This window comes from Azospirillum formosense, assembly GCF_013340925.1.
Taxonomy (GTDB): Bacteria; Pseudomonadota; Alphaproteobacteria; order Azospirillales; family Azospirillaceae; genus Azospirillum; species Azospirillum formosense.
In genome coordinates this window covers 1-25,235 of record NZ_WHOR01000058.1, presented here as the reverse complement: position 1 = coordinate 25,235, position 25,235 = coordinate 1, and the positions used below count along the sequence as shown (strand labels likewise).

Here is a 25,235-nt window from a genome sequence, read left to right as displayed (position 1 = left end):
CCCGCGGACGCGCGGTGGGCCGGGGCACCGGCGCGGGCCGGGGGGCGCGCGGCCGCTGGGCGCGGGCCCCCACCCCCCCCCCCGGCCCCGCCGCGGCGGGGGGGCGGTGGTGGGCGGGCTGTAGACCCCGCCCGGCCTCGCCCTGGCGGCCCCCCCCCGGCCGGGGTCTGGCCAGACGGCGCGGGCGCTTCAGGCCGACCGCTTCAACGCGGCCATCCTGGAGCGCAACCGCCGCGACGACACGCTGGACACGCTGGCGTCGCCCGTCCTCGGCTCCGGCGTCGCGGTGTCGCGGCTGGAGGCGCTGTTCCTGTTGGCGCAACGCAACGGCACCGATCCCGCGGCGACCGCCTGGGAAGCGCTGTCGGCGGATGGGCTCGCCCTGTCGCGCGACGGCACCCGGCTCGACGGGGAGGAGGCCAATCTGGCGGAGCTGCGCGCCCGGTTCGACCGCTTTGCCCGCCTTCGCCTGCCCACCCTGCGCTGCCTCGGCGTGGCGTAACCACGGAACCGGGTGACCTCAGCCCCCGACCAGCCCGGCCTCGTCCGCAGCGCGGTCGAACTGGAGCGCCGCGAGGCGGGCGTAGAGGCCGCCCTCGCGGACGAGATCGGCGTGACGCCCGGTGGCGACGACGCGCCCCTGCTCCATCACCACGATCCGGTCGGCGTTCAGGACGGTCGCCAGCCGGTGGGCGATGATGATCGTGGTGCGCCGGGTCATCAGCTTGTCCAGCGCGTCCTGCACCATGCGCTCGCTCTCCGCGTCGAGCGCGCTGGTCGCCTCGTCGAGCAGAAGCACCGGCGGGTCGCGCAGGATGGCCCGCGCGATGGACAGGCGCTGGCGCTGGCCGCCGGACAGCCGCACGCCCTTTTCGCCCAGGAAGGTGTCCAGCCCCTCGGGCAGCGCCTGCAGGAACTCCAGCGCGTGAGCGGCCTCGGCGGCGGCGAGCACCTCGGCGTCGCTGGCCTCCGGGCGCCCGTAGCGGATGTTCTCCCAGGCGTTGGCGGAGAAGACCACCGGGTCCTGCGCCACGAGGCCGAGCCGCCGCCGCACGTCCACCGGGTCGGCGTCGCGGACGTCCACCCCGTCCAGTTTGACCGCCCCGGCCTGCGGGTCGTAGAAGCGCAGCAGAAGCTGGAACACCGTGGATTTGCCGGAGCCCGACGGGCCGACCAGGGCCACCGTCTCGCCCGGCTCGATCTCCAGCGAGAAATCCTTCAGCGCCGCCCAGTCCGGCCGCGACGGGTAGTGGAAGCGCACGTCGCGGAAGGACAGCGCGCCCTGCGCCGGTTCCGGCAGGGCGCGCGGGTTCGCCGGGGCGCGGATTTCCGGTTCGGTGTCCAGCAGGTCGAACAGCCGCTCCGTCGCGCCGGCGGCGCGCTGGAGGTCGCCGGCCACCTCGCTGATCGCCCCGACCGAGCCGGCGACGACCACCGAATAGATGACGAAGGCCGAGAGCTGCCCCACCGTCAGCCGCCCGGCCAGCACGTCGTGCCCGCCGATCCACAGGATGAGGCCGACCGAGCCGAAGACCAGCACGATGACGATCATCGTCATGATGGCGCGCACCGTCACCCGTCGCCGGGCGGTAGCGAAGGCGTCCTCGACCCGTCCGCCGAACAGGCTGCGGTCGATGGTCTCGTGGGTGTAGGCCTGCATGGTGCGGATGGCGCCCAGCGTCTCCTCGACGAAGGAGCCGAGGTCGGCGATCTTGTCCTGGCTGGCCCGCGACAGGGCGCGCACACGCCGGCCCAGGATGATGATCGGCAGGATGACCACCGGCACGCCCAAAAACACCAGCCCGGCCAGCTTCGGCGAGGTCACCAGAAGCATCGCCGTGCCGCCGACGAACATCAGGGTGTTGCGCAGCGCGATCGAGACGGAGGACCCGACCACGGTCTGAAGCACTTCGGTGTCGGTGGTCAGGCGCGTCAGGATCTCGCCGGTCTTGGTGGTCTCGAAGAAGCCGGGGGACAGCTTCACCACATGGCTGTAGACGGCGCGGCGGATGTCGGCCACCACCCGCTCGCCGATCCAGCTCACCAGATAGAAGCGCCCGAAGGTCGAGGCGGCCATCAGCACGATAACCACCAGCAGAACCAGGAGCGCCCGGTCGAGCAGCGCCGAATCGCCCGCGACGAAGCCCTGGTCCACCAGGACGCGCATCCCCTGCCCCAGCCCCAGAACGGTCCCCGCGGCCACGGTCAGGGCCAGCATGGCGCCGAAGATCTGCAACCGATAGGGCCACAGGAAGGGAAACAGCCGGCGCAGCGGGGACAGGTTGCGGCGGCGCGCTGCGGCGGAGGGCGTCGCTTCGGACACCGGATCGGACTTCGACGAATGACGGGACACCGGGGCTCCCCAGCGGCAGGACGGGCGGCAGGACGATGTGCAGGCGGTGCACGGGGGCAAGCCCGGCATATAGCAAGGGGGGGGGCTATGAACAAGGTATGGTTTGGCATGCGAACGGAACCGCGGCGCCCCGGAGACGCCCCGTTCCGAAGGCGTCCGCCCCCGTGCCCCCGCATCTCCGTGGTGAATCAAGCGACGGCGCGCCGGTGCGACGGCCGTCCGGAAGCACCGCCCTTTCCGGCGCAGGAACGCGGTTGCATCATGTCGCATGCTTTGCTATAGACCGCGCTCGCTTTGCAGGAACCCCGGCCATGAAGACTGATATCCATCCCGACTACCACGAGATCAACGTGGTGATGACCGACGGCAGCACGTTCAAGACCCGCTCCACGATGGGCAAGCCGGGCGATACGCTGCGCCTCGACATCGATCCGAAGTCGCACCCGGCTTGGACCGGCGTGCAGAAGCTGCTGGACACGGGCGGCCAGATCGCCAAGTTCAACAAGCGCTTCGCGAGCTTCGGCCTGAAGAAGTAATCTTCTTCGTCCGCAAAACGAAAAGGGGCGTCCGGTTCGCCGGGCGCCCTTTTCGCGTTTGCGGCTTTTGAGAAAGCCGGCCGTCAGCCGGCCATCGCCACCGCATCGCGGGCGCGCTCGTCCAGCCGGGCGACGCGCATGTAGAGCCGGTGGCTGCGCTCCAGAAGGCTGCGCAGGCCTTCCGGAAGCTGCTCGTTGTCGGGGCCGGAGGGATCGGTGCAGATGTCCCCGCCCGACAGGGCGAAATCATCGCTCGCCGCCTGCTCTCGGGTCATTTCCCCGGCATGAACGGCCTTCTGCGCCAGCAGCCAGGCCATGACCTGGGTCAACCGACTGGTCACCCGCATCGATTCGTATGAGATCTGGAGCCGGACATGGGGCGGCAGTGCCCGATGGCTGGCGGCGTCATGATAGGCGATGTAGTTGCGCGCTTCGATCAGCAGCGCCATCGTCTCATCATAAGTCCCGTTGAAGAAGGTCGGTGTTTCCATCACGGCCGTACCCCTCCCGCGGCCGGATGGCCCGATTCCGAGCCTCGCCGCAACTGATTAACAATCGGTTTGTGGATGTGGAGCCCCGCCTTCCACCCCGTGGCCGGGGACGGCGCGGTCCGGTGAATTTCAAAAAGCGCGCTCTTGAACGGGAAGAACGCTCGCTTATCTGTCGCGGTGTCGACGGACGCCCAGTTGGGGTTCGCCGGCTCCGCAAGAGGGACCGACGATGATCGTGGTCCCCGATCGCTGTATCGCTCTTTTGGAGGATATGTCATGCGCTCCTACGACCTTTCGCCCCTGTTCCGTTCGACCGTCGGGTTCGACCGCCTCTCGCGTCTCCTGGAGAACGCGATGACCGGCGACGAGGCCGCCGCGTCCTACCCGCCCTACAACATCGAGAAGACGGGCGACGATGCTTACCGGATCACCATGGCCGTCGCCGGCTTTGGTCCGGAGGATCTGGAGATCACCGCTCAGCAGAACTCTCTGGTGGTCACAGGGAAAGCTAAGAAGGAACAGGAGACCGGCCAATTCCTCTACCGGGGTATTGCCGGCCGCGCTTTCGAGCGCCGCTTTCAGCTTGCCGACTTCATCAAGGTGGGCAACGCCAATCTGCTGAACGGGCTGCTCCACATCGATCTGGTGCGCGAAGTTCCGGAAACAATGAAGCCGCGCACCATTCAGATCGGCACCAGCGGCGCGGCGAAGCCCGCGTTGACCCAGCAGGCCGCGTAACCGCAGGGCACCGCACGTCCGCGCATTACGCGTCCGCAAGGCGCCCCGGGGAAACCGGGGCGCCGTTTTTGCGTTCGCAGCCAACCGCTGCCGCTCCCGTCATGCGTCGACCACTCTTCGATTCGGCGGCAAGGCCACGGTCACCGTGGTCCCCTGCCCCGGCGCGCTCTCGATGCGCAGCGTGCCGCCATGCGCCTCGACCAGCCGTTTCGAGATGGACAGGCCAAGCCCCATTCCCTCGTAGCGCCGCGCCATCGACTGATCGACCTGGGCGAAGGGAGTCATCGCCTTCGGCAGATCCTCCGCCGCGATGCCGATGCCGGTGTCCGCCACCGACAGCTCCACCCCGCCGCCGTCCCCGCGGCGTGCGCGGACAAGAGCGGCTTCGCCGGGATTGGAAAATTTCACGGCGTTTGACAGCAGGTTCACCAGCACCTGCCGCAGGCGAAGCGCGTCGCCGAACAGCATCGGCAACCCATCCTCAAGGTCGATGCTGATCGGCACGCCGCGTTTCCCGGCCTGGATGGCGACGAGGTTCAGCGCCTCCCCAACCAGGTCGGATGGATCGACGATGCTTTCATTCAGCCGCAGCCCGCCCGCCTCGATGGTCGTAATGTCCAGGATGTCGTCGATGATCGCCAGCAGATGCTCGCCCGACTGGCGGATCGAGCCGGCGTAATCGATGTAGCGGTCGACCTCCCCCGCCCCGAGCAGCCGCATCTCGATCACCTGGGCGAAGCCGATGACCGCGTTCAGCGGAGTCCGCAGTTCGTGGCTCATGACCTGGAGGAAGGTCGATTTGGCACGGTCAGCCGACTCGGCGGCCTCCTTCGCTGCGATCAGGTCCCTTTCGGAACGCTTGCGCGCGGTGATGTCGCGGATGATGCCGGTGAAGACGCGGCGCCCGCCTGTCTCGACCGCGCTCACCGACACTTCGATGGGGAAGCGATCGCCATCGCCGCCCCGCACCGCCACGGCCTCCCGCACGGCCCCGGCGCCATGCGGGAGGCCGCCCGGCTGGTAGACGGCCAGCCCGCCATCTTGAAGCAGCGACCCGATATCCGGAATCAACCGGTCGATCCGGCTCCACAACATGTCTGCCGCCGGGATGCCGAACATCGCCTCCGCTGCCGGATTGAAGCTGTGGACGATGCCCTCCCCGTCCATGGTGACGATGGCGTCGGCGGCGGCGTCCACGATGGCGTTGGTCCGGGCCTCCGCCATCAGCAGCGCGTCGACGGTCCGCACATACTCGGTCATGTCGGTCAGCGTGCCGACCCAGCCCTGCACCTGCCCGTCCGCGCCGCTCAGCGGCGAGCCCTGGCACAAGGCGAATGTGGCCGCCCCGTCGGCCCCGCGGAACCGCACATTCAGCAGAACGGGTTGCCCCGACGCCACAGCCTCCGCCCAGTCCGCCTCCAGCCGAACACGGTCGTCCGGATGCAGCATGTCACGCCACCCATGACCGTGCAGGGCGTCGGGCGACAGCCCGGCGATGGCGGCGAACCGCGGGTTGGCGAAGACGATGCCGCCGTCCCGGTCCGTCTGGAAAATGCCGACCGGGGCGGAGCGGGCCAGCGTCTGGTAGAGCGCTTCGCTCGCCCGCAGCCGCTGTTCGGCCTCCACCCGGTCGGTCACGTCACGGGCGTGGATGACGATTCCCCGGACTTTGGGATCGTCCGGGCGGTTGAACGCCGTCGTCTCCATATGGCGCCACCCGCCCGCCGCGTGGCGCACCCGGCAGAGGAAGGGGCCGCCGTCCTCGACGGATTCCCCATGGCCGCAGCGGGCGAGACGTCGAACAGCCTCCTCCCGGTCGTCCGGATGCACGCGTTCCAGCACGGGTGTTCCCAGCAGCGCCTCCGGCGGGGTGCCAAGCACGCGAAGGCACGCGCGTCCCACATCGATGAACCGACCGTCCGACGACAGCACGGCAACGATATCGCCGGCGTTGGCCATCAGGGCATGAACATACCGCTCAAGACTTCGCACAGAACACCATTCCGCATCGCCGCTCCAATGCAGAACAGTAAGACGCCAATCCGTTAATGATTCATGACGCCATTGTAATCAACTGAGAAACAACAGGCTCAACGTGCAGGGAATTGAGCGGCGAAGGCATCTGTGGTTGCGTCCGGCGCTTCCGTCATAACCATATGGCCTATGCCAGACAGCTGGATAACTTCGGAATCACTGACTTTGGCGGCAAGCGCCTTACCGGATTTCGCCGGGGTCATGCGGTCGACTCCGCCCAGCAGGAAAAGCGCCGGACACGACACCGCCGCCGCCGCCTCGCCGCCATGGACATAGGCGTTGCAAGCGCCCAGATCGACGCCGAGCACGCCAGGGCGGGCCCGCTGCATCAGCCGCCGCCCACCGGGAAGCAGCGACAGACCGGGCGCCGCCGCACCGCCGACATGCCCGCGCGGCCCGTGGCCCCAGCCGATCACCAGTTCGATGGCGGACGGGTCGTTCAGCGCCGCGGCGGCCAGCAGATCCGGATGGACCGGCATCGTCTCCGCCACGCCCAGCAGGGCCAGCGATTCGACTCGGCTTCCATGCCGTGCCGCGGTTTCCAAGGCCACCAGGGCGCCCATGGAATGGCCGGCAAGCGCCGCCTTCGCCACACCCGCCGCGTCCAGCAGCGCCACGATCCAGTCCGCCAATTCCTCAATCGAGGGCAGCGGCGCCCCGCCGGAGCGGCCATGGCCCGGCAGATCGACCGCCAGGACCGAGCGCCCGTGATGGGCGAGGTAGCGGCTTTGCAGGCTCCACACCGTGTGGTCCATACCGGCGCCGTGGATCAGCACGATCGTCGGCAGCGCCGGGTCGAAGGGGCGTCCGCCGGTGTGGGCGTAGACGGTCTGGCCGTTGACAGTCAGGTCCATGGCAGCCTCCTCACACCTTCGTCGCGGCGCGCAGCGCCTGGCGCAGATCGTCGATCAGGTCGTCGCAATCCTCCAGCCCGATGGACAGCCGGATCATGTCCTCCCCCACCCCGGCGGCGGCGAGCGCCTCGGCGTCGAGCTGGGCGTGGGTGGTGCTGGCGGGATGGATGACCAGCGACTTGGCGTCGCCGACGTTGGCGAGGTGGGAGAACAGCGCCAGCTTCTCGATGAAGCGCCGCCCGGCCGCCCGGCCGCCCTTGATCCCGAAGGAGATGATCGAGCCGGCGCCGTGCGGCAGGATCTGCGCCCGCAGCCGGTGGTCGGGATGATCGGGCAGTTCGGGATGGGTGACCCAGGCGACGCTGCCGTTCTCCGCGTAGGCCTCCGACTCGAGGAAGCCAAGCACCTTGCGGGTGTTGTGGATATGGCCCTTCATGCGCAACGGCAGGGTTTCCACGCCCTGGAGGATCTGGAAGGCGTTCATCGGGCTCATGCAGGCGCCGAAGTCGCGCAACCCCTCGGCACGGGCGCGCATGATGAAGGCCGCCGGCCCGTACTCCTCCGCGAAGTCGATGCCGTGATAGCCGGCGTAGGGCTCGGTCAGGGTCGGGAACTTGCCGGACGCCTCCCAGTCGAAGGTGCCGCCGTCGATCACCACGCCGCCGATGGCGACGCCGTGCCCGGCCAGCCACTTGGTGCAGGAATGCATGACCAGATCGGCGCCTATGCTGAGCGGCTTGCACAGATAGGGCGTGACGAAGGTCGCATCGACCATCAGCGGCAGGCCGGCTTCATGGGCGATCGCCGACAGGCCGGGGATGTCGAGCACCTCCAGTCCCGGATTGCCCAGCACCTCCCCGAACAGCAGCCGCGTCTCCGGCCGGATGGCCGCTCGGAAGCCGTCGAGGTCGCGCGGGTTCACGAAGGTCGTGGTGATGCCGAATCGCGGCAGCGTGTAGGCCAGCAGGTTGCGGCTGCCGCCGTAGATCGAGGAGGAGGCGACGATGTGCCCGCCGGCGTCCATCAGCGTCATGATGGCGAGCGTCAGGGCCGCCTGGCCGCTGGCCGTGCAGACCGCGCCGACACCCCCGTCCAGAGCCGCCAGCCGTTCCTCCAGCACCGCCACCGTGGGGTTGGAGATGCGGGAATAGATGTGCCCCGGCCGTTCCAGGTTGAACAGCGAGGCGGCGTGGTCGGTGTCGTCGAAGACGTAGGATGTGGACTGGTAGATCGGCACCGCCCGCGCCCCGGTGGCCGGATCGGGCCGCTGGCCGGCGTGCAGGCTCAGCGTGTCGAACTTGAGGAACTTGGCGTCGGCCATTCCCTTCCCCCTGAAAAAGGTAAGGGCCGCCCGTGGCGCGAGCGGCCCTCTGATGCTTCGTTTTTTGCCTGCCCTGCTCAACTCGGTGAGCTGATTTGCGGGGAGGGTATGGCTGGATGACGCAAAGGTCAAGTAGTGGCTTTCCGAAAGTTGCCATGGATTTCGAAGCAACTCTTCGACGCAAATCACTCCACCCCGACCATGGTCTCCTCGGCCAGCCAGTCGACCACCTGGGCCAGGGCCTCCCAGCCGGTGGCGCCCTGCTCCAGCGCCTCGCGGTAGATGGCCACCTGACGATGGGCGCTGGTGCCGCGGCGGATGATGTCGCGGGCGTTGGCGACCTCCGCCACGCAGTCGAAGCGCTCCGCGTCCTCGCGGGTCAGTTCGATCAACTCCTCCATCAGGTCGGCGTAGGGAACGATGGTGCCGCGCCCGAAATCCACCAGCCCCTCGTCGAGGCCGTAGCGCTGGGCACGCCAGCGGTTCTCGCCGATCAGCAGATTTTTGTAGGGCCGCCACGTCACGTTCCTCAGCCGCAGCCGCCACAGCATGCGCAGCAGGCAGCGGAACAGCGCCGCCACCGTCACCGCGTCATCCAGCCGGGTGCAGACGTCGGTGATCCGCATCTCCAGCGTCGGGAAGCGCTGGGACGGGCGGATGTCCCACCACAGCTTGCTCGCGTCCTCGATGATGCCGGCGTTGACCAGGACGTTCACCTGCTGCTGGTACTCGCCGAAGCTCTGGAAGCTGTCGGGCATGCCGGTGCGCGGCAGTTCGTTCCACACCGCCAGCCGGTAGGATTTCCGCTGCATGTCCTGCCCCCGCCAGAAGGGCGAGGAGGTGGACAGCGCCAGCAGATGCGGCAGGAAATAGCGGACCTGGTTCATCAGGTCGATGCGCAGGTCGTCGTCCTCGATCCCGACATGGACGTGCATGCCGCAGATCATCAGCCGCCGCGCCGGAGCGCCCAGGTCACGGGCCAGCATGTTGTAGCGGTCGCGGTTGGTGTGCTTCTGCGGCTCCCACGCGGCGAAGGGATGGGTGGACGCCGCGATGGGCGCCAGATTGTGGGCGCGCGCCACCCCAGCCACCGTCGCGCGCAGCCGCGCCAGTTCCGCCCGCGCCTCTTTGAGGCTGGCGCAGACCGGCGTGCCGACCTCGATCTGGCAGCGCAGGAATTCGGGATGGATCTGGCCCGGCGCCTGCTCCTGGCAGGCCTCCAGCATTTCGTCGGGCGGGTTGCGCGCAATGTCCCGCGAGTTGCGGTCGACCAGCAGATACTCTTCCTCAAGCCCCAGCGTGAAGGCCGGCTCCATGAACGCTCACTCCCGCGGGAACAGTTTGATTTCGTAGAGGCCGGGGTCGGCCAGGATCGGCTCCAGCGCGTCGCCCAGCACCGTCGCCCACAACGCCGCTCCCTCCGCCGTGGCGATCAGGTCCTGGCGCACCTCGACCAGGACGTTGGGCAGCCCGGCGGGGGTCGCGTGGCTTTCCACCGTGCCGCCCAGGGTCGTCCGGCCCGAGTAGGGTTCGTTGTCGCCGACGCACCAGCGCCCGTCGGCGCGCAGCCGCGCGATCATCGGGATCGGGATGCGCGGGTCGTGGTCCCACAGGATGCCAACGTGCCAGGGCCGGGCGACGCCGCGCATGGCGGGCGTGAAGCTGTGGATCGACAGCAGCACCGGCACCTGCCCGCGCTCCCGCCGCCGGGCGACCTCGGCGGCGACGGCCTCGTGATAGGGCCGGAAGATGGCGTCGATGCGCCGCTCCTCCTCCGCCCGGTCCAAGGCGCGGTTGCCGGGAATCACCACGTCGTCGCTGACCACCGGGATCGCCGTCGGATCGTCCAGCGCGCGATTCGGGTCGATGACCAGCCGGGAATAGCCGGACAGCACCGCCGTCGCGCCGAACCGCTCCGACAGCCGCCGCGTCACCTCCGCCGCCCCGATGTCGTAAGCGATGTGCCGGCACAGATTCGCCTCGTCCAGCCCCAGCGTTCCCAAGGCCTTCGGGATGGCCCGCGCGGCGTGGTCGCACAGCAGCAGAACCGGGCTGTCCGACTCGGGGCGCAGCACGGTGACCGGCGGTGGATCGTCGGGACCCAGCAACGGTTTGGGCGGCGCGGCGCGGGGCGGCGACGGCAAGGTCACCGGGCGGGGATGTTCGGCGGGCTTGCAGGGGGATCGCTGCGTCATGATGGCACAGTATTGCAGGGTCTCGGTTGCAGCGGAAGTTCCCGCCGGCTGGTTCCCAAGGCAACGGTCCGGCAGCGCGGATGATCCCAACGGAGCGGCAATGTCCCACAATCCGGGTCTTCCGCAGATGAGCCATGCGGCGGGCGCCCGTGGCGCCTGCAGGGTGCGTCCTTTATAACGGAGGCCATGCCGGACGCCAGCACCCTCGCCCCCGTCGCGCGCGCCGACTCCGCGCAGCGGATCGCGCTGATCGCCCTTCTGATCGGGGCGCTGGGAATCGCCTTCGCTCCGATCTTCGTGCGCCTGTCCGAACTGGGGCCGAGCGCCACCGCCTTCTGGCGGCTCGCCTTCGCGATCCCGGCCCTGTGGGTCTGGATGGCGGTGGAGCCGAAGGGAGGCGCGCGGTCGCGCAAGCCTTCGTCGCTGTCCGACTACGCCCGGCTGACCGCGGCGGGCCTGTTCTTCGCTGGCGACCTCGCCATTTGGCACTGGTCGATCCGTTACACCTCCGTCGCCAACTCCACGCTGCTCGCGAACTTCGCGCCGATCTTCGTGACGTTGGTGTCCTGGCTGGTGTTCAAGGAGCGGTTCAGCCGGACCTTCCTGATGGGGCTCGGTCTGGCGCTGTGCGGGGCCGTCGTGCTGATGGGGCAGAGCCTGAAGCTGAGCCCGGACCATCTGTTCGGCGACGCACTCGGGCTGCTAACCGCGGTTTTCTACGGTGGCTACATCCTGGCGGTGGGCCGGTTGCGGGCGGAGTTCTCCACCGCCACCATCATGACCTGGAGCGGGATCGTCACCGGCCTTGCCCTGCTGCCCATCGCCCTGCTGTCCGGGGAGAGCCTGATCGCCGGATCTCTCAGCGGATGGGCCGTGCTGCTGGGGCTCGCCCTGGTCAGCCATGCCGGCGGCCAGAGTCTGATCGCCTACGCGCTGGCCCATCTGCCAGCCGCCTTCTCCTCCGTCAGCCTGCTGCTCCAGCCGGCGGCGGCGGCGGTGCTGGCCTGGGCGCTGCTCGCCGAGCCGCTCGGCGCTCTCCAGGCGGTGGGCGGTGCCGTGGTGTTGGCCGGCATCCTGATGGCCCGCCGCGGAAGCCGATGAAACGCCGCCGGTGACGCGGGCCATACGCCGCCGTCCGGATGCGAGTTGACGCGATTTACCCGACTCGGGTACGACCTATGACCGATTGCTGATGAAAGGGCATGACACCGTGTCCGACACCGAAGAACCCCACCACGTACCGGCCTCCTCCCAGCGCATTTCCGAATGGGTGGCGGAGCGGATTCTCGAACGGATCGCCCGTGGCGAACTCGTTCCGGGAGAGCGCTTGCCCGGCGAGCGCCAGCTAGCGGAGCAACTCCACGTCAGCCGGGTGTCGGTGCGCGCGGCCCTGCAAAAGTTGAAGACGCAGGGCTTCCTGACCGCCGTGCAAGGCGGCGGCACGCGCGTGGTGTCCTCCGCGGGCGCCATGGACGGCGCCCTCACCGAGATGGTCCGCGTGAAGCACGCCAACCTCTGCGACCTCGTGGAGATCCGGCAGGCCCTGGAAAGCTGGGCGGCCCGGCGCGCCACCGAGCGCGCGACCCAAGAGCAGATCGACCACATCGGGCGGGTCCTCGCCGCGATGGGCGAGACGGGCCGCGACGGCAAGCAGGCCGCCGACGACATGGACTTTCACCTTGCCGTCGCCCAGGCGGCGGGAAGTCCGGTCTATCTGCATTTGCTGGCGACCATCCGCGACATCCTCGGCCAGATGATGGAGTATCACCACACCGAGCCCTTCGCGCTGGGCCGCGAGGCGCTGATGATCGACCATCACCGCGCCATCTACGACGCCATCCGGCGCCGCGACGCCGATGCCGCCGCCGTTGCGGCCACCGATCACCTCGGCTGGGTGCTCGACCGCTACAACGATCTGAGCCGGAAGGCGGAAGACCTCTCGCGCCCCGACACCGACGCCGCTCCGTAAAGAGAGGCGGCGTCTTTGGGGAGCATCACCCTCCCCGCCTCGTCGTCACGACATAGAAAAAGCCGCAAGGGTCCGAAGATCCTCGCGGCTTTTCTTCTCAGCCGATCAGGACAATCCTGGTCAGACGGCCCGCTCAGGACGCCAGGATGCCCTCGATCTGCTTCGTCACGTCGTCGATCTCGGCCATGCCGTCCACCGTCTTCAGAACGCCACGGCTCTGATAATACGGCAGAATCGGTGCGGTCTGCTCGTGATACTGGGCGAGGCGGGTCTTCACCGTATCGGCGTTGTCGTCCGCCCGGCGCTTGAACTCCGTGCTGCCGCAGACATCGCAGACGCCCTCGACCTTCGGCTTTTCGAAGACGTCGTGATAGCCCTTGCCGCACTTGGCGCAGGTGTAACGACCGGTGATGCGCTCCACCAGGATGTCGTCCACGACCTTCATCTCGATCACGTGATCGAGCTTCAGTCCTTTGTCCGACAGCATGGTGTCCAGCGCCTCGGCCTGGGCGACCGTGCGCGGGAAACCATCGAGGATGAAGCCGTTGGCCACATCCGGCTTGGAAATGCGCTCAGCGATGATTTTGACCATCAGCTCGTCCGGCATCAATTTGCCGGCGGACATGATGTCCTTCGCCTGCTGCCCAAGCGGACCACCCTCGGCGACCATCGCGCGGAGCATATCGCCCGTGGAAAGCTGGACGAGTCCGCGCGTGTCTTCGAGACGCCGCGCCTGGGTCCCCTTCCCGGCGCCCGGCGGTCCGAGCAGAATGAGATTCATTACTTTCTCCCCCGAAGCTTCGCTTTTTTAATCAGCCCCTCATACTGGTGGGCCAGCAGATGGGAATGAATCTGCGCAACCGTGTCCATCGTCACCGTGACCACGATCAGCAGGCTGGTGCCGCCAAAATAGAACGGAACCGAATGCTGGGAAATCAGGATTTCGGGGAGGAGACAAACCGCCACAAGGTAGGCCGAACCGATCACCGTCAACCGGGTCAGCACGTAGTCGATGTAGTCCGCGGTGTTCTTGCCCGGGCGGATGCCGGGAATGAAGCCGCCATACTTACGCAGGTTCTCGGCCGTGTCCGCGGGGTTGAAGACGATGGCCGTGTAGAAGAAGCAGAAGAAGATGATCAGCGCCGAATACAGGATCATGTAGAGCGGCGTGCCGTGCGCGAGATAGCGCGTGACCGTCTGCAGCCACTCCGGACCCTCGCCGCCGGCAAAGCCCACCGCAGTCAGCGGCAGCAGCAGCAGCGACGACGCGAAGATCGGCGGGATGACGCCCGAGGTGTTCAGCTTCAGCGGCAGGTGCGACGCTTCGCCGCCGAACACGCGGTTGCCCATCTGACGCTTCGGATACTGGATCAGCAGCCGGCGTTGCGCGCGCTCCATGAACACGATGAAGAACACGACGCCCACCGCCATCAGCAGCAGGAAGACGATGAACAGCGTGGACAGCGCGCCGGTGCGGCCCAGCTCCAGCGTGCTGACGAGAGCGCGCGGCAGCTCGGCGACGATGCCGGCGAAAATGATGAGAGAGATGCCGTTGCCGATGCCGCGGGCGGTGATCTGCTCGCCCAGCCACATCAGGAACATCGTGCCGCCGACCAGCGTGATGACCGTGGCGATCTTGAAGAACAGCCCCGGTTCCGGAACCGCGGCGCCGGATGCGCCGGTCATCGCTTCGAGCCCCACCGCCAAGCCCCAGGCCTGCACGGTCGCCAGAAGGACGGTGCCGTAGCGGGTGTACTGGTTCAGCTTCTTGCGGCCCGACTCGCCTTCCTTCTTCAGCGCTTCCATCTGCGGCGACACCGCGGTCAGAAGCTGCACGATGATGGAGGCCGAAATGTACGGCATGATGTTGAGCGCGAAGATCGTCATGCGGTGCAGCGCGCCGCCGGCCAGCATGTCGAACATGCCCAGGATGCCCCCGCCCTGCTGCCGGAAAATATCGGCCAGGATCTGCGGGTTGACGCCCGGAATCGGGATGTAGGTGCCCAGGCGGTAGATGATCAAGGCACCAAGGGTGAACCAGATCCGCTTCTTCAGCTCGGTCGCCTTGGAGAAGGCCCCGAAATTAATGTTCGCGGCAAGCTGCTCGGCCGCTGATGCCATGGGTCGTATCCCTGTCCCTAATGCACGAACGGGGCGGCTCTGCAGGATGCAGGCCGCCCCTCGCAACTTCGCTTCATTTAGTGCCGGAAGGGGCCCGCGCGCAAGCGCGGGCTTCCGATCACTCGGCGGCTTCGGCGGCGGACGCGGTCAGCGTGACGCTGCCACCCGCCTTCTCGACCGCTTCCACAGCCGACTTGGAGGCGCCGGCCACGGTGAAGCTGGCCTTCGTCGTCAGGGCGCCCTTGCCCAGCAGACGGATGCCGTCCTTCTTCACCTTGCCGGTGACGCCCGCCGCTTCCAGGGCCACCGCATCGATGGTCTGGCTGGCGTCGAGCTTCCCGGCGTCGATGAACTTCTGGACCAGGCCCAGGTTCACGACCGAGTATTCCTTCGCGAAGATGTTGCGGAAACCGCGCTTCGGAAGGCGGCGGTGAAGGGGCATCTGGCCGCCTTCAAAGCCGTTGATGGCCACGCCGGTGCGCGAGGTCTGACCCTTGACGCCACGGCCGCCGGTCTTGCCCTTGCCCGAACCGATACCGCGGCCGACGCGCATGCGCTCCTTACGGGCACCGGGGTTGTCCCGGAGATCGTTCAGCTTCGTCATGGGTTCAGCCCTCGTTCTCGACGCGGACCAGGTGCGCGACCTTGGCGATCATGCCCCGCACGGCCGGAGTGTCCTCCAGCTCGCGGGTCCGGTGCAGCTTGTTGAGACCCAGACCGACCAGCGTCTCGCGCTGGTCGTGCTTACGACCGATCGGGCTGCCGGTCTGGGTGACGATGACGGTCTTCTTCTCGGCCATGATCAAGCCTCCTGCGCACCGGCGGCGCCGGTTTCACGCTTGCCGAGGATGTCGCTCACGCGACGGCCGCGGCGGGCGGCGACGCTGCGCGGGCTGGAAACCTGCGACAGGGCGTCGAAGGTCGCCTTGATCATGTTGTGCGGGTTGGAAGTGCCGATGGACTTCGTCACCACATCCTGCACACCCAGGGCCTCGAAGATCGCGCGCATCGGGCCGCCGGCGATGATGCCGGTACCGGCCGGAGCGGTGCGCAGCACGACCTTGCCGGCACCGAAGTGACCGTTGGAGTCATGGTGCAGCGTGCGGCCTTCGCGCAGCGGAACGCGGATCATGCCGCGCTTCGCCTGGTCGGTCGCCTTGCGGATCGCCTCCGGCACCTCACGGGCCTTGCCCGATCCGACACCGACGCGGCCCTTGCCGTCACCGACCACCACCAGGGCGGCGAAGCCGAAGCGACGGCCACCCTTCACAACCTTGGCGACGCGGTTGATCCCAACGAGCTTTTCGATCAGCTCGCTCTCTTCCCGGTCGCGATCGCGCGGCTGCCGATCACGGTCGCTCCGCTCGCCTCTTTCACGTGCCATTTCGGAGCCTCCTTAGAACGACAGCCCGCCCTCGCGGGCGGCGTCAGCCAGGGCCTTGACCCGGCCGTGGTAAATGTAGCCACCACGGTCGAACACGACCTCGGTGACGCCCGCCGCCTTGGCGCGCTCGGCAATGAGCGCACCGATCTTCTGGGCGGCTTCGACGTTCCCACCGTGCTTGAGCTGCTCGCGCAGCTCCTTTTCCACGGACGAGGCCGAGGCGACCGTGCGGCCGTTCTCGTCGTCGATGATCTGGGCGTAGATGTGCAGATTGGACCGGAAAACCGAGAGGCGAGCCCGCCCGCCGGCCTTCTTGGCAATCTGCGCGCGCACGCGCTGCTTGCGGCGCTCGTGGAGTTGCTTTGGCTTGAGCATGGCGGACCTTACTTCTTCTTGCCTTCCTTGCGGATCAGCGTCTCGGTCTCGTACTTGATGCCCTTGCCCTTATAGGGCTCCGGCTTCTTCCAACCGCGGATCTCCGCGGCGACTTGACCGACCTTCTGCTTGTCGAAGCCCGACACCGAGATCGCGGTGGGCTTGTCACACTTGATGGTGATGCCCTCCGGGATCGGGTACTTGACGTCGTGCGAGTAGCCGAGCTGCATGACCAGCTCCTTGCCCTGCACGGCGGCACGGTAACCGACGCCGTTGATCTCGAGGTTGATGGTGAAGCCCTGGTTGACGCCCGTGACCATGTTGTTGATCAGGGTGCGCGAGGTTGCCCACATGACGCGGGCGCGCTTGCTGTCGTTCGCCGGGGCCACCACGACCTTGCCGTCTTCCAGCTTGGCCGTGATGTCGTCGATGAGGGTCAGGCTGAGCGAACCCAGCTTGCCCTTGGCCGACACCTGCTGGCCGTTGACGGAGACGTCAACACCAGCCGGAACCGGCACGGGATGCTTTCCAATGCGCGACATCGAAGGGTCCCCCTTAGAACACGCGGCAGAGGACTTCACCGCCGACGTTGGCGGCGCGGGCCTCATTGTCCGACATCACGCCGCGCGGCGTGGAGAGGATCGCGATGCCGAGGCCGTTGAAGACGCGGGGCAGATCGGTGATCTTCGAATAGACGCGGCGGCCGGGCTTCGACACACGGGCGATCTGCTTAATGACAGGCTCGCCTTCGTGATACTTCAGCTCGATCTTCAGGTTCTTGATGCCGGGGCGCAGCTCCTCCTCGGAGTAGCCGCGGATGTAACCCTCGCGCTTGAGAACCTCAAGCACGTTGCTGCGCAGCTTCGACGCCGGGCTCTGCACAACAGACATACGGGCGTGCTGACCGTTGCGAATGCGGGTCAGCATATCGCCGAGCGGATCGCTCAAAGACATTCTCCGACCCTCCTTACCAGCTCGACTTCACCATCCCCGGGATCTGGCCAGTCGAGGCCAGTTCACGGAGGGTGACGCGGGACAGCTTAAACTTGCGATAGAACGCCCGCGGACGGCCGGTCATTTCGCAGCGGTTGCGGATGCGCACCTTCGAAGAGTTGCGCGGCATTTCGGCCAGCTTGAGGCGGGCGGCGAACTGCTCTTCCGGCGGGAGGGAGCGATCGGAGGCGATGGCCTTCAGGCGGGCACGCTTGTTGGCGAACTGCTTCACCAGCTTGGTGCGACGCTTGTTCTTCTCGATGGCACTGGTCTTAGCCATGGGGTCGTGCTCCAGCCAATCAGGCCACAAACGGCATGTCGAAGGCCTTCAGGAGAGCCTTGGCCTCCTTGTCGGTCTTCGCCGAGGTGACGAAAATGATGTCCATGCCGCGGATCTGATCGATCTTGTCGTAGTCGATCTCCGGGAAAATGATCTGCTCCTTCACGCCCATGGCATAGTTGCCACGGCCGTCGAAGCTGTTGCCGGGGATGCCGCGGAAGTCGCGGACACGCGGCAACGCGATCGTGACCAGGCGATCCAGGAACTCGTACATCCGCTCACGACGGAGCGTGACCTTGCACCCGATCGCCATGCCCTCACGCAGTTTGAACTGCGCGATCGACTTGCGGGACTTCGTGACGATCGGCTTCTGGCCGCTGATCGCCGTCAGTTCGCTCACCGCATTCTGGATCTTCTTGGAGTCGCCGACAGCCTCGCCGACACCCATGTTGATGACGATCTTCTCGATCCGCGGAACTTCCATGTCGTTCGCGTAGCCGAACTCAGCCTTGAGCGCGGCGCGGATCTTGGAGTCGTACACTTCCTTCAAACGTGCAGCCATTGGTCCGGTCCTCACACGTCGATGACTTCGCCGGACCGCTTGGCGACACGCACCTTGCGGCCATCCTCAAGGACCTTGAAACCGACGCGGGTCGGCTTGCCGTCCTTGGGGTCGACATGAGCAACGTTCGAGACGTTGATGGGCGCCTCGAACTCAACGATGCCGCCCTGCGAGGTGGCGCTCGGACGCTGGTGCTTCTTCACCACGTTCACGCCCTGCACGACGACACGGTTTTCCGCCGGGATGACCTTGAGGACCTCACCGGTCTTCCCCTTGTCCTTGCCGGCAAGGATGACGACCTTGTCCTTGGTCTTGATCTTCGCGGCCATCACAGCACCTCCGGCGCCAGCGAGATGATCTTCATGAACTTCTTGCCGCGAAGCTCACGAGTGACCGGCCCGAAGATACGCGTGCCGATCGGCTCGCCCTGCTTGTTGATCAGCACGGCGGCATTGCGGTCGAAACGGATCGCGGACCCGTCCTCCCGGCGCAGTTCCTTCGCGGTGCGGACGATGACGGCGCGATGCACGTCGCCCTTCTTGACGCGACCCTTCGGAATGGCTTCCTTGACCGAGACGACGATCACGTCGCCGACGGTGGCCACCTTCCGCTTGGACCCGCCAAGCACCTTGATGCACTGCACCCGGCGCGCCCCGCTATTGTCGGCGACTTCCAGGTTGGTTTGCATCTGGATCATGGTTTGTACCCTTCCGTTTACGCGGCGCCGCTAACGGCGGCGGACTCAAGCACGACCGTCCAGCGCTTGCGCTTGGAGATCGGGCGGCATTCGATGATCGAAACGGTATCGCCGACCTTGAACTGGTTGCCCTCGTCGTGGGCGGCGTACTTCTTCGACTGACGAATGAACTTCTTGTACACGGGGTGCATGACGCGGCGCTCGACCAGGACGATAACCGTCTTGTCGCCCTTGTCGCTGACCACCGTGCCCTGCAGAACGCGGCGAGGCATAGGTAGCCCTCCTTACTTGCCGGCTTCGGCCGAGCGCGAACGCTCGCCGAGGATCGTCTTGATGCGCGCGATGTCGCGACGCACCACTCGCACCCGCGCGGTGTTCTCCAGCTGGCCGGAGGCCCGCTGGAAACGCAGGTTGAACTGTTCCTTTTTGAGCTGGAGGAGCTGATCGTTCAGCTCCTCGGTGCTCTTCGCACGAACGTCGACGGACTTCATGCCGCCACCTCCTCACCGCCGCCGAGGCGGGTCACCAGCTTGGTCTTGATCGGCAGCTTGGCGGCCGCCAGGGCGAACGCCTGCTTTGCCACATCCGCGGGCACGCCGTCCAGCTCAAACAGGATGCGGCCGGGATGAACGCGGGCCGCCCAGTACTCGGGCGTGCCCTTACCGGAACCCATGCGGACTTCGGCGGGCTTGGTGGAGACCGGCAGGTCCGGGAACACGCGGATCCACACGCGGCCCTGACGCTTCATGGCGCGGGTGATCGCGCGGCGGGCCGCCTCGATCTGGCGGGCCGTGATGCGCTCCGGCTCCAGGGCCTTGAGGCCGAAGGATCCGAAGTTCAGCTGGGTGCCGCCCTTCGCGTTGCCGTGGATGCGGCCCTTGTGGGCCTTGCGGTACTTGGTACGCTTCGGAGAAAGCATCGCTCGTGCCCCTTACTAGCGGTCAGCCCGCTCGGAGCGGTCACGGTCGCCGCGACCACGGCCCCCACGCTCCTCACGGTCACCACGCTCGCGACGCTCGCGCCGCGGCTCGCCATCGGTCGACACCGGCTCGGTGCCCATGCGCTTGTCCTGCGCCATCGGGTCGTGCGCCATGATCTCGCCCTTGAAGACCCACACCTTGACACCGCAGGTGCCGTATGTGGTCTTCGCGGTCGCGGTGCCGTAGTCGATGTCCGCACGCAGGGTGTGCAGCGGAACGCGGCCCTCGCGGTACCACTCCAGGCGGGCGATCTCGGCGCCGCCGAGACGACCGGAGCAGTTGATCCGGATGCCCTGGGCGCCCAGACGCATGGCCGACTGCACCGCGCGCTTCATGGCGCGGCGGAAGGCGACACGGCGCTCGAGCTGGTTGGAGATGTTCTCGGCGATGAGCTTGGCATCGATCTCCGGCTTGCGGATCTCGATGATGTTCAGGCTCACCTCGCCGCCGGCCATCTTCGACAGCTCGGTGCGCAGCTTCTCGATGTCCGCGCCCTTCTTGCCGATCACCACGCCCGGCCGGGCCGAGTGGATGGTGACGCGGGCCTTCTTGGCCGGACGCTCGATGATGACGCGCGAGCAGCCGGCCTGCTGCAGGCGGCCCTGCAGATAGCCGCGCAGCTTCAGGTCCTGGTGCAGCAGGTTGGCGTAATCGCGCTTGGCGAACCAACGGCTGTCCCAGGTACGGTTGATGCCGAGGCGCAGCCCGATCGGATTGACTTTCTGACCCATCTTACTCGGCCCCTTCGGCAGCGGCGGCGTCGCGCTCACGCACGATGATCGTCAGGTTGGAGAACAGCTTCTCGACCCGCGCGCCGCGGCCACGGGCGCGGGCGTGGAAACGCTTCATCACCAGGGCGCGGCCGACCGTCGCCGAGGAGACGTACAGGCGGTCCACATCGAGCTGATGGTTGTTCTCGGCGTTGGCGATCGCGGCCTGAAGGACCTTCTTCACCTCGCCGGCGATGCGGCGCTTGGAGAAGGTCAGCTCGGCCACGGCGCTGCTGGCGTCCTTGTTCCGGATCAGCTGGGCGACGAGGTTCAGCTTGCGCGGGCTGGTGCGGATCATCGGATTGGAGGCGATCGCCTCGTTCTCCGCGATACGGCTGGGGTTGGAGGGCTTGCCCATGGCTTACTTCCTCTTCGCCTTCTTGTCCGCCGCGTGCCCGTAGAAGGTGCGCGTCGGAGCGAACTCACCGAACTTGTGGCCGATCATGTTCTCGGTCACCAGTACCGGCAGGAACTTGTGGCCATTGTACACGCCGAACGTGAGACCCACGAACTGCGGCAGGATCGTCGAGCGACGCGACCAGATCTTGATGATCTCGTTGCGGCCCGAAGCCCGCGACTTGTCCGCCTTCTTGAGCAGGTAGCCGTCGACGAACGGGCCCTTCCAAACGGAGCGTGCCATCGTCCGCCCTCCTTACTTCGAATGACGGCGGCGCAGGATCAGGCCATCCGTCTTCTTGTTGTGACGAGTCTTCTTGCCCTTGGTCGGCTTGCCCCACGGCGTGACCGGATGACGGCCACCCGAGGTGCGGCCTTCACCACCACCGTGCGGGTGGTCGATCGGGTTCATGGCGACACCACGGACGGACGGACGGATGCCCAGCCAACGGCTGCGACCGGCCTTGCCCTTGTTGGTGTTCATGTTGTCCGGGTTCGACACGGCACCCAGAGTGGCCATGCAGTCGCCACGGACCACGCGAAGCTCGCCCGAGGGCAGCTTCAGCTGGGCGTAGCCACCGTCGCGACCGACCAGCTGCAGGTAGGTGCCGGCCGAACGGGCCAGCTGACCACCCTTGCCGGGCTTCAACTCGACGTTGTGCAGCACCGAACCAACCGGGATGTTCTTCAGCGGCATGGCGTTGCCGGGCTTCACATCCACCTTCTCGCCGGCGATCACCGTGTCGCCCACCTTCAGGCGCTGCGGCGCCAGGATGTAGGACAGGGTGCCGTCCTCATACTTGATGAGGGCGATGAAGGCCGTGCGGTTCGGATCGTACTCCAGGCGCTCAACGGTCGCCGGGACGTCGAACTTGCGACGCTTGAAGTCCACCAGACGGTAGACGCGCTTGTGACCGCCACCCATCCGGCGCGCGGTGATGCGGCCGGTGTTGTTGCGGCCGCCGGACTTGGTCAGACCCTCGGTGAGGGTCTTGACCGGCTTGCCCTTCCACAGCTCCGAGCGGTCGACGATGACCAGCTGGCGGAGCGACGGCGTAATTGGGCGATATTGCTTCAGAGCCATCGGATTACACTCCCGCTCAGATGCCCGTGGTCACGTCGATCTTGTTCCCCTCGGCGAGGGTCACGACGGCCTTCTTGAAGTCCGAGCGACGGCCGATGGTGCCGCGGAAGCGCTTGGTCTTGCCCTTGGAAACCAGGGTGTTGACCGCCGTCACCTTCACGTTGAACAGCCCTTCGACCGCCGCCTTGATCTCCGGCTTGGTCGCCGACAGCGGCACGCGGAACGTCACCTGATTGTGCTCCGACGCCATCGTCGACTTCTCGGTGATCACCGGAGCCAGGATGAGGTCGTACATCCGCTCCTGGCTCACCGCAGGTTTCGACTGCTTGCTCATTTCAGGCGAGCCTCCAGCTGCTCGACCGCGTTGCGGGTCAGGACCAGCGTATCGCGGCGAAGAATGTCGTAGACGTTGGCGCCCTGCTCCGGCAGCACGTCGATCAGCGGGATGTTGCGCGAGGCCCGAGCGAAGTTCTCGTTCAGGTTGGCGCCATCGATGATCAGAGCCGAGGTCAGGCCGAGCGAAGCGAGACGGACAGCAAGTTCCTTGGTCTTGTGGCTCTCGGCCGAAGCGGCGTCGAGGACCAGGAGCTTGCCTTCCGCGGCCTTGGTGGACAGCGCGGTCTTCAGGGCCAGCTTGCGGACCTTCTTGGTCAGATCGTGCTCGTGCGAGCGGACGACCGGGCCGAAGATGGTCGCGCCGCCACGGAACTGGGCGGAGCGCATGGAGCCCTGACGGGCGCGGCCGGTGCCCTTCTGGCGGTACGGCTTCTTGCCGGTGCCGGAAATCTCGCTGACCGTCTTGGTCTTGTGGTTACCGGCGCGGCGCTTGGCCAGCTGCCAGTTGACCATGCGGGCCAGGATGTCCGTGCGGGACGGAAGGCCGAAGATCTCGTCAGCAAGCTCGATCTCGCCGACGGTCTCGTTGTTCAGGTTCTTAATGGTCGCCTTCATGGCCATCACTCCTGCGGCTCGGCGGCGGCTTCAGCGGCCGGCGCAGCCTTGATCCCGGCGGGGAACGGCAGACCTTCCGGAGCCTTCTTCTTCACCGCGTCGCGGATGCGGAGCCAAGCCCCCTCGGCGCCGGGAACGGCACCCTTGAGGAAGATCAGACCGCGGTCCTCATCGACCGACACGACCTTCAGGTTCAGAACCGTGACCTTCTCGTCGCCGAGATGACCGGCCATCTTCTTGTTCTTGAAGACCTTGCCGGGGTCCTGGCGGTTACCCGTCGAACCGTGCGAGCGGTGCGACACCGACACGCCGTGCGTCGCGCGCAGACCACCGAAGTTCCAGCGCTTCATCGGACCGGCGAAGCCCTTACCGATGGAAGTGCCGGTGACGTCGACGAACTGGCCCGGGAGGAAATGCGCAGCCGAGAGCTCGGCGCCGACCTCGATCAGCGCGTCGGCATCGACGCGGAACTCGACCAGCTTGCGCTTGGGCTCGACGCGCGCCTTGGCGAAATGCCCGCGCTGCGGCTTCGTGACGTTCTTCACCTTGATGGCGCCTGCGCCGAGCTGGACGGCGGTGTAGCCATCCTTGTCCTCGGTGCGAACGGCGACGACCTGGCAGCTGTCGACTTTCAGCACAGTCACCGGCACGTGCTGCCCGTCGTCCGTGAAGACGCGGGTCATGCCGACTTTCTGCGCGATCAAACCGGATCGCATTGTTCTTTATCTCCTGACCAGGGACATCCTCAGAGGGAGAGGTCCCTCAACAGCAACGAATTAGAGCTTGATCTCGACGTCCACACCGGCAGCGAGGTCGAGCTTCATCAGCGCGTCCACCGTCTGCGGCGTCGGATCGACGATGTCGAGCAGACGCTTGTGGGTGCGGATTTCGAACTGCTCGCGCGACTTCTTGTCGACGTGCGGCGAGCGGTTCACCGTAAACTTCTCGATCTGCGTCGGCAGCGGGATCGGGCCCCGCACCCGAGCACCGGTCCGCTTGGCGGTGTTGACGATCTCGCTGGTCGACTGGTCGAGCACGCGATGATCGAACGCCTTCAAGCGGATGCGGATGTTCTGGCTGTCCATGTCCAAACGTCCCTTGCACCTCGTTTCGGTGACGCGACTGCGCCACCGGCACCCAAAAACTGTCCCCGGGGACCCGCGGCGGCAGGCGAACCTGCGCCGGCTCACCGAAGCGGTGGGCGGCGGTTCGTCTGTCCGATCTGACGGCCGATACGAAAAAGAACATCCCCCGCATCGCAATGCGGATGGATGTTCCTGGCAGCAACCGGTGCAAGTGGAGCTTGCGGTGCCGTTCGTGATCGGGCTGCGTCTAGGCCGGACGTGCCTACTACCAACCCAAATTCCAGAGGGCGTAACGTGTATGCCCTGGGCGCCCCGGTGTCAACCCACATTTTCCCCCTTGTGACAGGAGGGTGACGGGGACCGCCCGGTTCGGCGCGTCACGCCGCATTTTCGCGGATCGGCCATGCAAAAGGGGCCGACCCGCAGGCCGGCCCCCCTCGCAAAAGACAACCTTACTTGATGATCGAGGCGACGACGCCGGCGCCGACGGTCCGGCCACCCTCGCGGATGGCGAAGCGCAGGCCCTCGTCCATGGCGATCGGGGCGATCAGCTCGACTTCCATGGAGATGTTGTCGCCCGGCATCACCATCTCGGTGCCTTCCGGCAGCTTCACCATGCCCGTCACGTCGGTCGTGCGGAAGTAGAACTGCGGACGGTAGTTGGTGAAGAACGGCGTGTGACGGCCACCCTCTTCCTTCGTCAGGATGTAGGCCTCGGCCTTGAAGGTGGTGTGCGGCGTGATGCTGCCCGGCTTGGCCAGAACCTGGCCGCGCTCGACGTCCTCACGCTTCGTGCCGCGCAGCAGCGCGCCGATGTTGTCGCCGGCCTCACCCGAGTCGAGCAGCTTGCGGAACATCTCCACGCCGGTCACCGTGGTCTTGACCGTCGCCTTCAGGCCGACGATCTCGACTTCCTCGCCGACCTTGACGATGCCGCGCTCGACGCGGCCGGTCACCACGGTGCCGCGGCCCGAGATCGAGAACACGTCCTCGATCGGCATCAGGAACGGACGGTCCTTCGGACGCTCCGGCTGCGGGATGTACTGGTCGACCTCGGCCATCAGCT

General features: G+C 66.8%; 36 protein-coding genes. 5 read left to right on the top strand and 31 right to left on the bottom strand.

The window, feature by feature from the left end; translation table 11 throughout:
• The first annotated feature begins 286 nt into the window (after positions 1-286).
• Entirely contained in the window at positions 287-502 is a 216-nt protein-coding gene (locus GBZ26_RS10440; RefSeq protein WP_174438769.1) for a hypothetical protein, read from the top strand.
• 18 nt (positions 503-520) lie between these two features.
• Here GBZ26_RS10440 and GBZ26_RS10435 read toward each other — a convergent pair whose 3' ends face one another.
• Positions 521-2,353 (bottom strand): ABC transporter transmembrane domain-containing protein, encoded by a 1,833-nt coding sequence (locus GBZ26_RS10435; RefSeq protein WP_343207212.1) that lies wholly within the window; start codon positions 2,351-2,353, stop codon positions 521-523.
• 311 nt (positions 2,354-2,664) lie between these two features.
• Between GBZ26_RS10435 and rpmE the strand changes: the two genes are divergently transcribed.
• Positions 2,665-2,889 (top strand): 50S ribosomal protein L31, encoded by a 225-nt coding sequence (gene rpmE / locus GBZ26_RS10430; RefSeq protein WP_014241009.1) that lies wholly within the window; start codon positions 2,665-2,667, stop codon positions 2,887-2,889.
• Positions 2,890-2,972: 83 nt separating this feature from the next.
• Here rpmE and GBZ26_RS10425 read toward each other — a convergent pair whose 3' ends face one another.
• Positions 2,973-3,380 carry a DUF1465 family protein gene (locus GBZ26_RS10425; RefSeq protein ID WP_174438770.1) on the bottom strand — a complete coding sequence of 136 codons (408 nt, stop codon included), beginning with the start codon at positions 3,378-3,380 and terminating at the stop codon, positions 2,973-2,975.
• Between the two features lie 276 nt (positions 3,381-3,656).
• Here GBZ26_RS10425 and GBZ26_RS10420 point away from each other — a divergent pair, with 276 nt between their 5' ends.
• Complete coding sequence (locus tag GBZ26_RS10420; protein WP_174438767.1) at positions 3,657-4,118, top strand: Hsp20 family protein; 462 nt, start codon at positions 3,657-3,659, stop codon at positions 4,116-4,118.
• 99 nt (positions 4,119-4,217) lie between these two features.
• On the opposite strand, the gene GBZ26_RS10415 is transcribed toward GBZ26_RS10420, so the two are convergent.
• The 5 genes from GBZ26_RS10415 to GBZ26_RS10395 all read right to left on the bottom strand — a co-directional run bounded on the left by GBZ26_RS10415 (position 4,218) and on the right by GBZ26_RS10395 (position 10,522).
• The gene (locus GBZ26_RS10415) at positions 4,218-6,110 is read right to left on the bottom strand and encodes a sensor histidine kinase (RefSeq protein WP_343207213.1); all 1,893 of its coding nucleotides are present in this window, start codon (positions 6,108-6,110) and stop codon (positions 4,218-4,220) included.
• 98 nt (positions 6,111-6,208) lie between these two features.
• The gene (locus GBZ26_RS10410; protein WP_174438765.1) at positions 6,209-7,006 is read right to left on the bottom strand and encodes an alpha/beta fold hydrolase; all 798 of its coding nucleotides are present in this window, start codon (positions 7,004-7,006) and stop codon (positions 6,209-6,211) included.
• Positions 7,007-7,016: 10 nt separating this feature from the next.
• Positions 7,017-8,327: an O-acetylhomoserine aminocarboxypropyltransferase gene (locus GBZ26_RS10405; RefSeq protein WP_174438764.1), complete on the bottom strand. Its 1,311-nt coding sequence runs from the start codon at positions 8,325-8,327 to the stop codon at positions 7,017-7,019.
• Between the two features lie 185 nt (positions 8,328-8,512).
• Positions 8,513-9,643 (bottom strand): carboxylate-amine ligase, encoded by a 1,131-nt coding sequence (locus GBZ26_RS10400; RefSeq protein ID WP_174438763.1) that lies wholly within the window; start codon positions 9,641-9,643, stop codon positions 8,513-8,515.
• A 6-nt stretch (positions 9,644-9,649) separates the two neighbouring features.
• Positions 9,650-10,522 carry an N-formylglutamate amidohydrolase gene (locus GBZ26_RS10395; RefSeq protein ID WP_174438762.1) on the bottom strand — a complete coding sequence of 291 codons (873 nt, stop codon included), beginning with the start codon at positions 10,520-10,522 and terminating at the stop codon, positions 9,650-9,652.
• A 186-nt stretch (positions 10,523-10,708) separates the two neighbouring features.
• On the opposite strand from GBZ26_RS10395, the gene GBZ26_RS10390 reads away from it, so the two are divergent.
• Together GBZ26_RS10390 and GBZ26_RS10385 are read left to right on the top strand one after the other, a co-directional pair.
• On the top strand, positions 10,709-11,623 hold the full coding sequence (locus tag GBZ26_RS10390; RefSeq protein WP_174438761.1) for a DMT family transporter: 915 nt from the start codon (positions 10,709-10,711) through the stop codon (positions 11,621-11,623).
• 109 nt (positions 11,624-11,732) lie between these two features.
• Positions 11,733-12,491 carry a FadR/GntR family transcriptional regulator gene (locus tag GBZ26_RS10385; protein WP_103041394.1) on the top strand — a complete coding sequence of 253 codons (759 nt, stop codon included), beginning with the start codon at positions 11,733-11,735 and terminating at the stop codon, positions 12,489-12,491.
• Between the two features lie 133 nt (positions 12,492-12,624).
• Here the strand turns inward: GBZ26_RS10385 and GBZ26_RS10380 are convergent, their stop codons facing one another.
• From GBZ26_RS10380 to GBZ26_RS10265, 24 genes are all read right to left on the bottom strand, one after another.
• Entirely contained in the window at positions 12,625-13,272 is a 648-nt protein-coding gene (locus GBZ26_RS10380) for an adenylate kinase (RefSeq protein ID WP_174438759.1), read from the bottom strand.
• Complete coding sequence (gene secY / locus GBZ26_RS10375; protein WP_014241020.1) at positions 13,272-14,612, bottom strand: preprotein translocase subunit SecY; 1,341 nt, start codon at positions 14,610-14,612, stop codon at positions 13,272-13,274. Before secY ends, GBZ26_RS10380 begins: the two co-directional genes overlap by 1 nt.
• A 118-nt stretch (positions 14,613-14,730) precedes the next feature.
• Positions 14,731-15,216, bottom strand: coding sequence for a 50S ribosomal protein L15 (rplO, locus tag GBZ26_RS10370; protein ID WP_014241021.1), 486 nt, complete (start codon positions 15,214-15,216; stop codon positions 14,731-14,733).
• 4 nt (positions 15,217-15,220) lie between these two features.
• Complete coding sequence (rpmD, locus tag GBZ26_RS10365; protein ID WP_014241022.1) at positions 15,221-15,412, bottom strand: 50S ribosomal protein L30; 192 nt, start codon at positions 15,410-15,412, stop codon at positions 15,221-15,223.
• 2 nt (positions 15,413-15,414) lie between these two features.
• Positions 15,415-15,996 carry a 30S ribosomal protein S5 gene (rpsE, locus tag GBZ26_RS10360; protein ID WP_035675037.1) on the bottom strand — a complete coding sequence of 194 codons (582 nt, stop codon included), beginning with the start codon at positions 15,994-15,996 and terminating at the stop codon, positions 15,415-15,417.
• Between the two features lie 12 nt (positions 15,997-16,008).
• On the bottom strand, positions 16,009-16,371 hold the full coding sequence (gene rplR, locus GBZ26_RS10355; protein ID WP_014241024.1) for a 50S ribosomal protein L18: 363 nt from the start codon (positions 16,369-16,371) through the stop codon (positions 16,009-16,011).
• 8 nt (positions 16,372-16,379) lie between these two features.
• Entirely contained in the window at positions 16,380-16,913 is a 534-nt protein-coding gene (gene rplF, locus GBZ26_RS10350) for a 50S ribosomal protein L6 (protein ID WP_014241025.1), read from the bottom strand.
• Positions 16,914-16,926: 13 nt separating this feature from the next.
• Positions 16,927-17,325 (bottom strand): 30S ribosomal protein S8, encoded by a 399-nt coding sequence (gene rpsH, locus GBZ26_RS10345; protein ID WP_035675041.1) that lies wholly within the window; start codon positions 17,323-17,325, stop codon positions 16,927-16,929.
• Positions 17,326-17,338: 13 nt separating this feature from the next.
• Positions 17,339-17,644 carry a 30S ribosomal protein S14 gene (gene rpsN, locus GBZ26_RS10340; RefSeq protein WP_014241026.1) on the bottom strand — a complete coding sequence of 102 codons (306 nt, stop codon included), beginning with the start codon at positions 17,642-17,644 and terminating at the stop codon, positions 17,339-17,341.
• 19 nt (positions 17,645-17,663) lie between these two features.
• The gene (gene rplE / locus GBZ26_RS10335; protein WP_035675042.1) at positions 17,664-18,206 is read right to left on the bottom strand and encodes a 50S ribosomal protein L5; all 543 of its coding nucleotides are present in this window, start codon (positions 18,204-18,206) and stop codon (positions 17,664-17,666) included.
• Positions 18,207-18,217: 11 nt separating this feature from the next.
• A complete protein-coding gene (gene rplX, locus GBZ26_RS10330) occupies positions 18,218-18,538 on the bottom strand; it encodes a 50S ribosomal protein L24 (protein WP_088123921.1) in 321 nt (106 codons plus the stop codon).
• Complete coding sequence (rplN, locus tag GBZ26_RS10325; protein WP_012973215.1) at positions 18,535-18,903, bottom strand: 50S ribosomal protein L14; 369 nt, start codon at positions 18,901-18,903, stop codon at positions 18,535-18,537. Before rplN ends, rplX begins: the two co-directional genes overlap by 4 nt.
• 17 nt (positions 18,904-18,920) lie before the next feature.
• The gene (rpsQ, locus tag GBZ26_RS10320; RefSeq protein WP_014241029.1) at positions 18,921-19,175 is read right to left on the bottom strand and encodes a 30S ribosomal protein S17; all 255 of its coding nucleotides are present in this window, start codon (positions 19,173-19,175) and stop codon (positions 18,921-18,923) included.
• A gap of 12 nt (positions 19,176-19,187) precedes the next feature.
• Positions 19,188-19,394: a 50S ribosomal protein L29 gene (gene rpmC / locus GBZ26_RS10315; RefSeq protein ID WP_014241030.1), complete on the bottom strand. Its 207-nt coding sequence runs from the start codon at positions 19,392-19,394 to the stop codon at positions 19,188-19,190.
• Positions 19,391-19,822, bottom strand: coding sequence for a 50S ribosomal protein L16 (gene rplP, locus GBZ26_RS10310; RefSeq protein WP_014241031.1), 432 nt, complete (start codon positions 19,820-19,822; stop codon positions 19,391-19,393). The genes rpmC and rplP overlap by 4 nt, the downstream gene beginning before the upstream one ends.
• A 15-nt stretch (positions 19,823-19,837) precedes the next feature.
• Positions 19,838-20,614, bottom strand: a complete 777-nt coding sequence (rpsC, locus tag GBZ26_RS10305; RefSeq protein WP_014241032.1) for a 30S ribosomal protein S3 — start codon at positions 20,612-20,614, stop codon at positions 19,838-19,840.
• A 1-nt stretch (position 20,615) separates the two neighbouring features.
• The gene (gene rplV / locus GBZ26_RS10300) at positions 20,616-21,011 is read right to left on the bottom strand and encodes a 50S ribosomal protein L22 (protein ID WP_014241033.1); all 396 of its coding nucleotides are present in this window, start codon (positions 21,009-21,011) and stop codon (positions 20,616-20,618) included.
• Positions 21,012-21,014: 3 nt separating this feature from the next.
• The gene (gene rpsS, locus GBZ26_RS10295) at positions 21,015-21,293 is read right to left on the bottom strand and encodes a 30S ribosomal protein S19 (protein WP_014241034.1); all 279 of its coding nucleotides are present in this window, start codon (positions 21,291-21,293) and stop codon (positions 21,015-21,017) included.
• Between the two features lie 12 nt (positions 21,294-21,305).
• Complete coding sequence (rplB, locus tag GBZ26_RS10290; RefSeq protein WP_094303028.1) at positions 21,306-22,133, bottom strand: 50S ribosomal protein L2; 828 nt, start codon at positions 22,131-22,133, stop codon at positions 21,306-21,308.
• 16 nt (positions 22,134-22,149) lie between these two features.
• Complete coding sequence (locus tag GBZ26_RS10285; protein WP_094303029.1) at positions 22,150-22,467, bottom strand: 50S ribosomal protein L23; 318 nt, start codon at positions 22,465-22,467, stop codon at positions 22,150-22,152.
• Positions 22,464-23,084: a 50S ribosomal protein L4 gene (gene rplD / locus GBZ26_RS10280; RefSeq protein WP_035675055.1), complete on the bottom strand. Its 621-nt coding sequence runs from the start codon at positions 23,082-23,084 to the stop codon at positions 22,464-22,466. The genes GBZ26_RS10285 and rplD overlap by 4 nt, the downstream gene beginning before the upstream one ends.
• A 5-nt stretch (positions 23,085-23,089) precedes the next feature.
• Entirely contained in the window at positions 23,090-23,800 is a 711-nt protein-coding gene (gene rplC / locus GBZ26_RS10275) for a 50S ribosomal protein L3 (RefSeq protein WP_035675049.1), read from the bottom strand.
• Between the two features lie 60 nt (positions 23,801-23,860).
• Positions 23,861-24,169, bottom strand: coding sequence for a 30S ribosomal protein S10 (rpsJ, locus tag GBZ26_RS10270; RefSeq protein ID WP_014241039.1), 309 nt, complete (start codon positions 24,167-24,169; stop codon positions 23,861-23,863).
• A gap of 452 nt (positions 24,170-24,621) precedes the next feature.
• A partial coding sequence (locus tag GBZ26_RS10265) for an EF-Tu C-terminal domain-related protein (protein ID WP_247884793.1) occupies positions 24,622-25,235 on the bottom strand: 614 nt, incomplete at its 5' end.

Bases quoted from the DNA above. Each gene is read 5' to 3' on its own strand.
- GBZ26_RS10395 (WP_174438762.1), bottom strand. From the start codon at position 10,522: ATGACGCAGCGATCCCCCTGCAAGCCCGCCGAACATCCCCGCCCGGTG.
- rplP (WP_014241031.1), bottom strand. From the start codon at position 19,822: ATGCTTTCTCCGAAGCGTACCAAGTACCGCAAGGCCCACAAGGGCCGC.
- GBZ26_RS10400 (WP_174438763.1), bottom strand. From the start codon at position 9,643: ATGGAGCCGGCCTTCACGCTGGGGCTTGAGGAAGAGTATCTGCTGGTC.
- rplV (WP_014241033.1), bottom strand. From the start codon at position 21,011: ATGGGCAAGCCCTCCAACCCCAGCCGTATCGCGGAGAACGAGGCGATC.
- rpsJ (WP_014241039.1), bottom strand. From the start codon at position 24,169: ATGGACAGCCAGAACATCCGCATCCGCTTGAAGGCGTTCGATCATCGC.
- rplF (WP_014241025.1), bottom strand. From the start codon at position 16,913: ATGTCGCGCATTGGAAAGCATCCCGTGCCGGTTCCGGCTGGTGTTGAC.
- rpmD (WP_014241022.1), bottom strand. From the start codon at position 15,412: ATGGCCGAGAAGAAGACCGTCATCGTCACCCAGACCGGCAGCCCGATC.
- GBZ26_RS10390 (WP_174438761.1), top strand. From the start codon at position 10,709: ATGCCGGACGCCAGCACCCTCGCCCCCGTCGCGCGCGCCGACTCCGCG.
- rplE (WP_035675042.1), bottom strand. From the start codon at position 18,206: ATGGCTGCACGTTTGAAGGAAGTGTACGACTCCAAGATCCGCGCCGCG.
- rplO (WP_014241021.1), bottom strand. From the start codon at position 15,216: ATGACGAAGCTGAACGATCTCCGGGACAACCCCGGTGCCCGTAAGGAG.
- GBZ26_RS10405 (WP_174438764.1), bottom strand. From the start codon at position 8,327: ATGGCCGACGCCAAGTTCCTCAAGTTCGACACGCTGAGCCTGCACGCC.
- rplC (WP_035675049.1), bottom strand. From the start codon at position 23,800: ATGCGATCCGGTTTGATCGCGCAGAAAGTCGGCATGACCCGCGTCTTC.
- rplN (WP_012973215.1), bottom strand. From the start codon at position 18,903: ATGATCCAGATGCAAACCAACCTGGAAGTCGCCGACAATAGCGGGGCG.
- GBZ26_RS10380 (WP_174438759.1), bottom strand. From the start codon at position 13,272: ATGAATCTCATTCTGCTCGGACCGCCGGGCGCCGGGAAGGGGACCCAG.
- rpsE (WP_035675037.1), bottom strand. From the start codon at position 15,996: ATGGCACGTGAAAGAGGCGAGCGGAGCGACCGTGATCGGCAGCCGCGC.
- GBZ26_RS10425 (WP_174438770.1), bottom strand. From the start codon at position 3,380: ATGGAAACACCGACCTTCTTCAACGGGACTTATGATGAGACGATGGCG.
- rpsQ (WP_014241029.1), bottom strand. From the start codon at position 19,175: ATGCCTCGCCGCGTTCTGCAGGGCACGGTGGTCAGCGACAAGGGCGAC.
- rpsS (WP_014241034.1), bottom strand. From the start codon at position 21,293: ATGGCACGCTCCGTTTGGAAGGGCCCGTTCGTCGACGGCTACCTGCTC.
- rpsH (WP_035675041.1), bottom strand. From the start codon at position 17,325: ATGTCTTTGAGCGATCCGCTCGGCGATATGCTGACCCGCATTCGCAAC.
- GBZ26_RS10410 (WP_174438765.1), bottom strand. From the start codon at position 7,006: ATGGACCTGACTGTCAACGGCCAGACCGTCTACGCCCACACCGGCGGA.
- rplR (WP_014241024.1), bottom strand. From the start codon at position 16,371: ATGCTCAAGCCAAAGCAACTCCACGAGCGCCGCAAGCAGCGCGTGCGC.
- GBZ26_RS10285 (WP_094303029.1), bottom strand. From the start codon at position 22,467: ATGAGCAAGCAGTCGAAACCTGCGGTGAGCCAGGAGCGGATGTACGAC.
- rplD (WP_035675055.1), bottom strand. From the start codon at position 23,084: ATGAAGGCGACCATTAAGAACCTGAACAACGAGACCGTCGGCGAGATC.
- rpmC (WP_014241030.1), bottom strand. From the start codon at position 19,394: ATGAAGTCCGTCGACGTTCGTGCGAAGAGCACCGAGGAGCTGAACGAT.
- rpsN (WP_014241026.1), bottom strand. From the start codon at position 17,644: ATGGCTAAGACCAGTGCCATCGAGAAGAACAAGCGTCGCACCAAGCTG.
- GBZ26_RS10420 (WP_174438767.1), top strand. From the start codon at position 3,657: ATGCGCTCCTACGACCTTTCGCCCCTGTTCCGTTCGACCGTCGGGTTC.
- secY (WP_014241020.1), bottom strand. From the start codon at position 14,612: ATGGCATCAGCGGCCGAGCAGCTTGCCGCGAACATTAATTTCGGGGCC.
- rpsC (WP_014241032.1), bottom strand. From the start codon at position 20,614: ATGGGTCAGAAAGTCAATCCGATCGGGCTGCGCCTCGGCATCAACCGT.
- rpmE (WP_014241009.1), top strand. From the start codon at position 2,665: ATGAAGACTGATATCCATCCCGACTACCACGAGATCAACGTGGTGATG.
- rplB (WP_094303028.1), bottom strand. From the start codon at position 22,133: ATGGCTCTGAAGCAATATCGCCCAATTACGCCGTCGCTCCGCCAGCTG.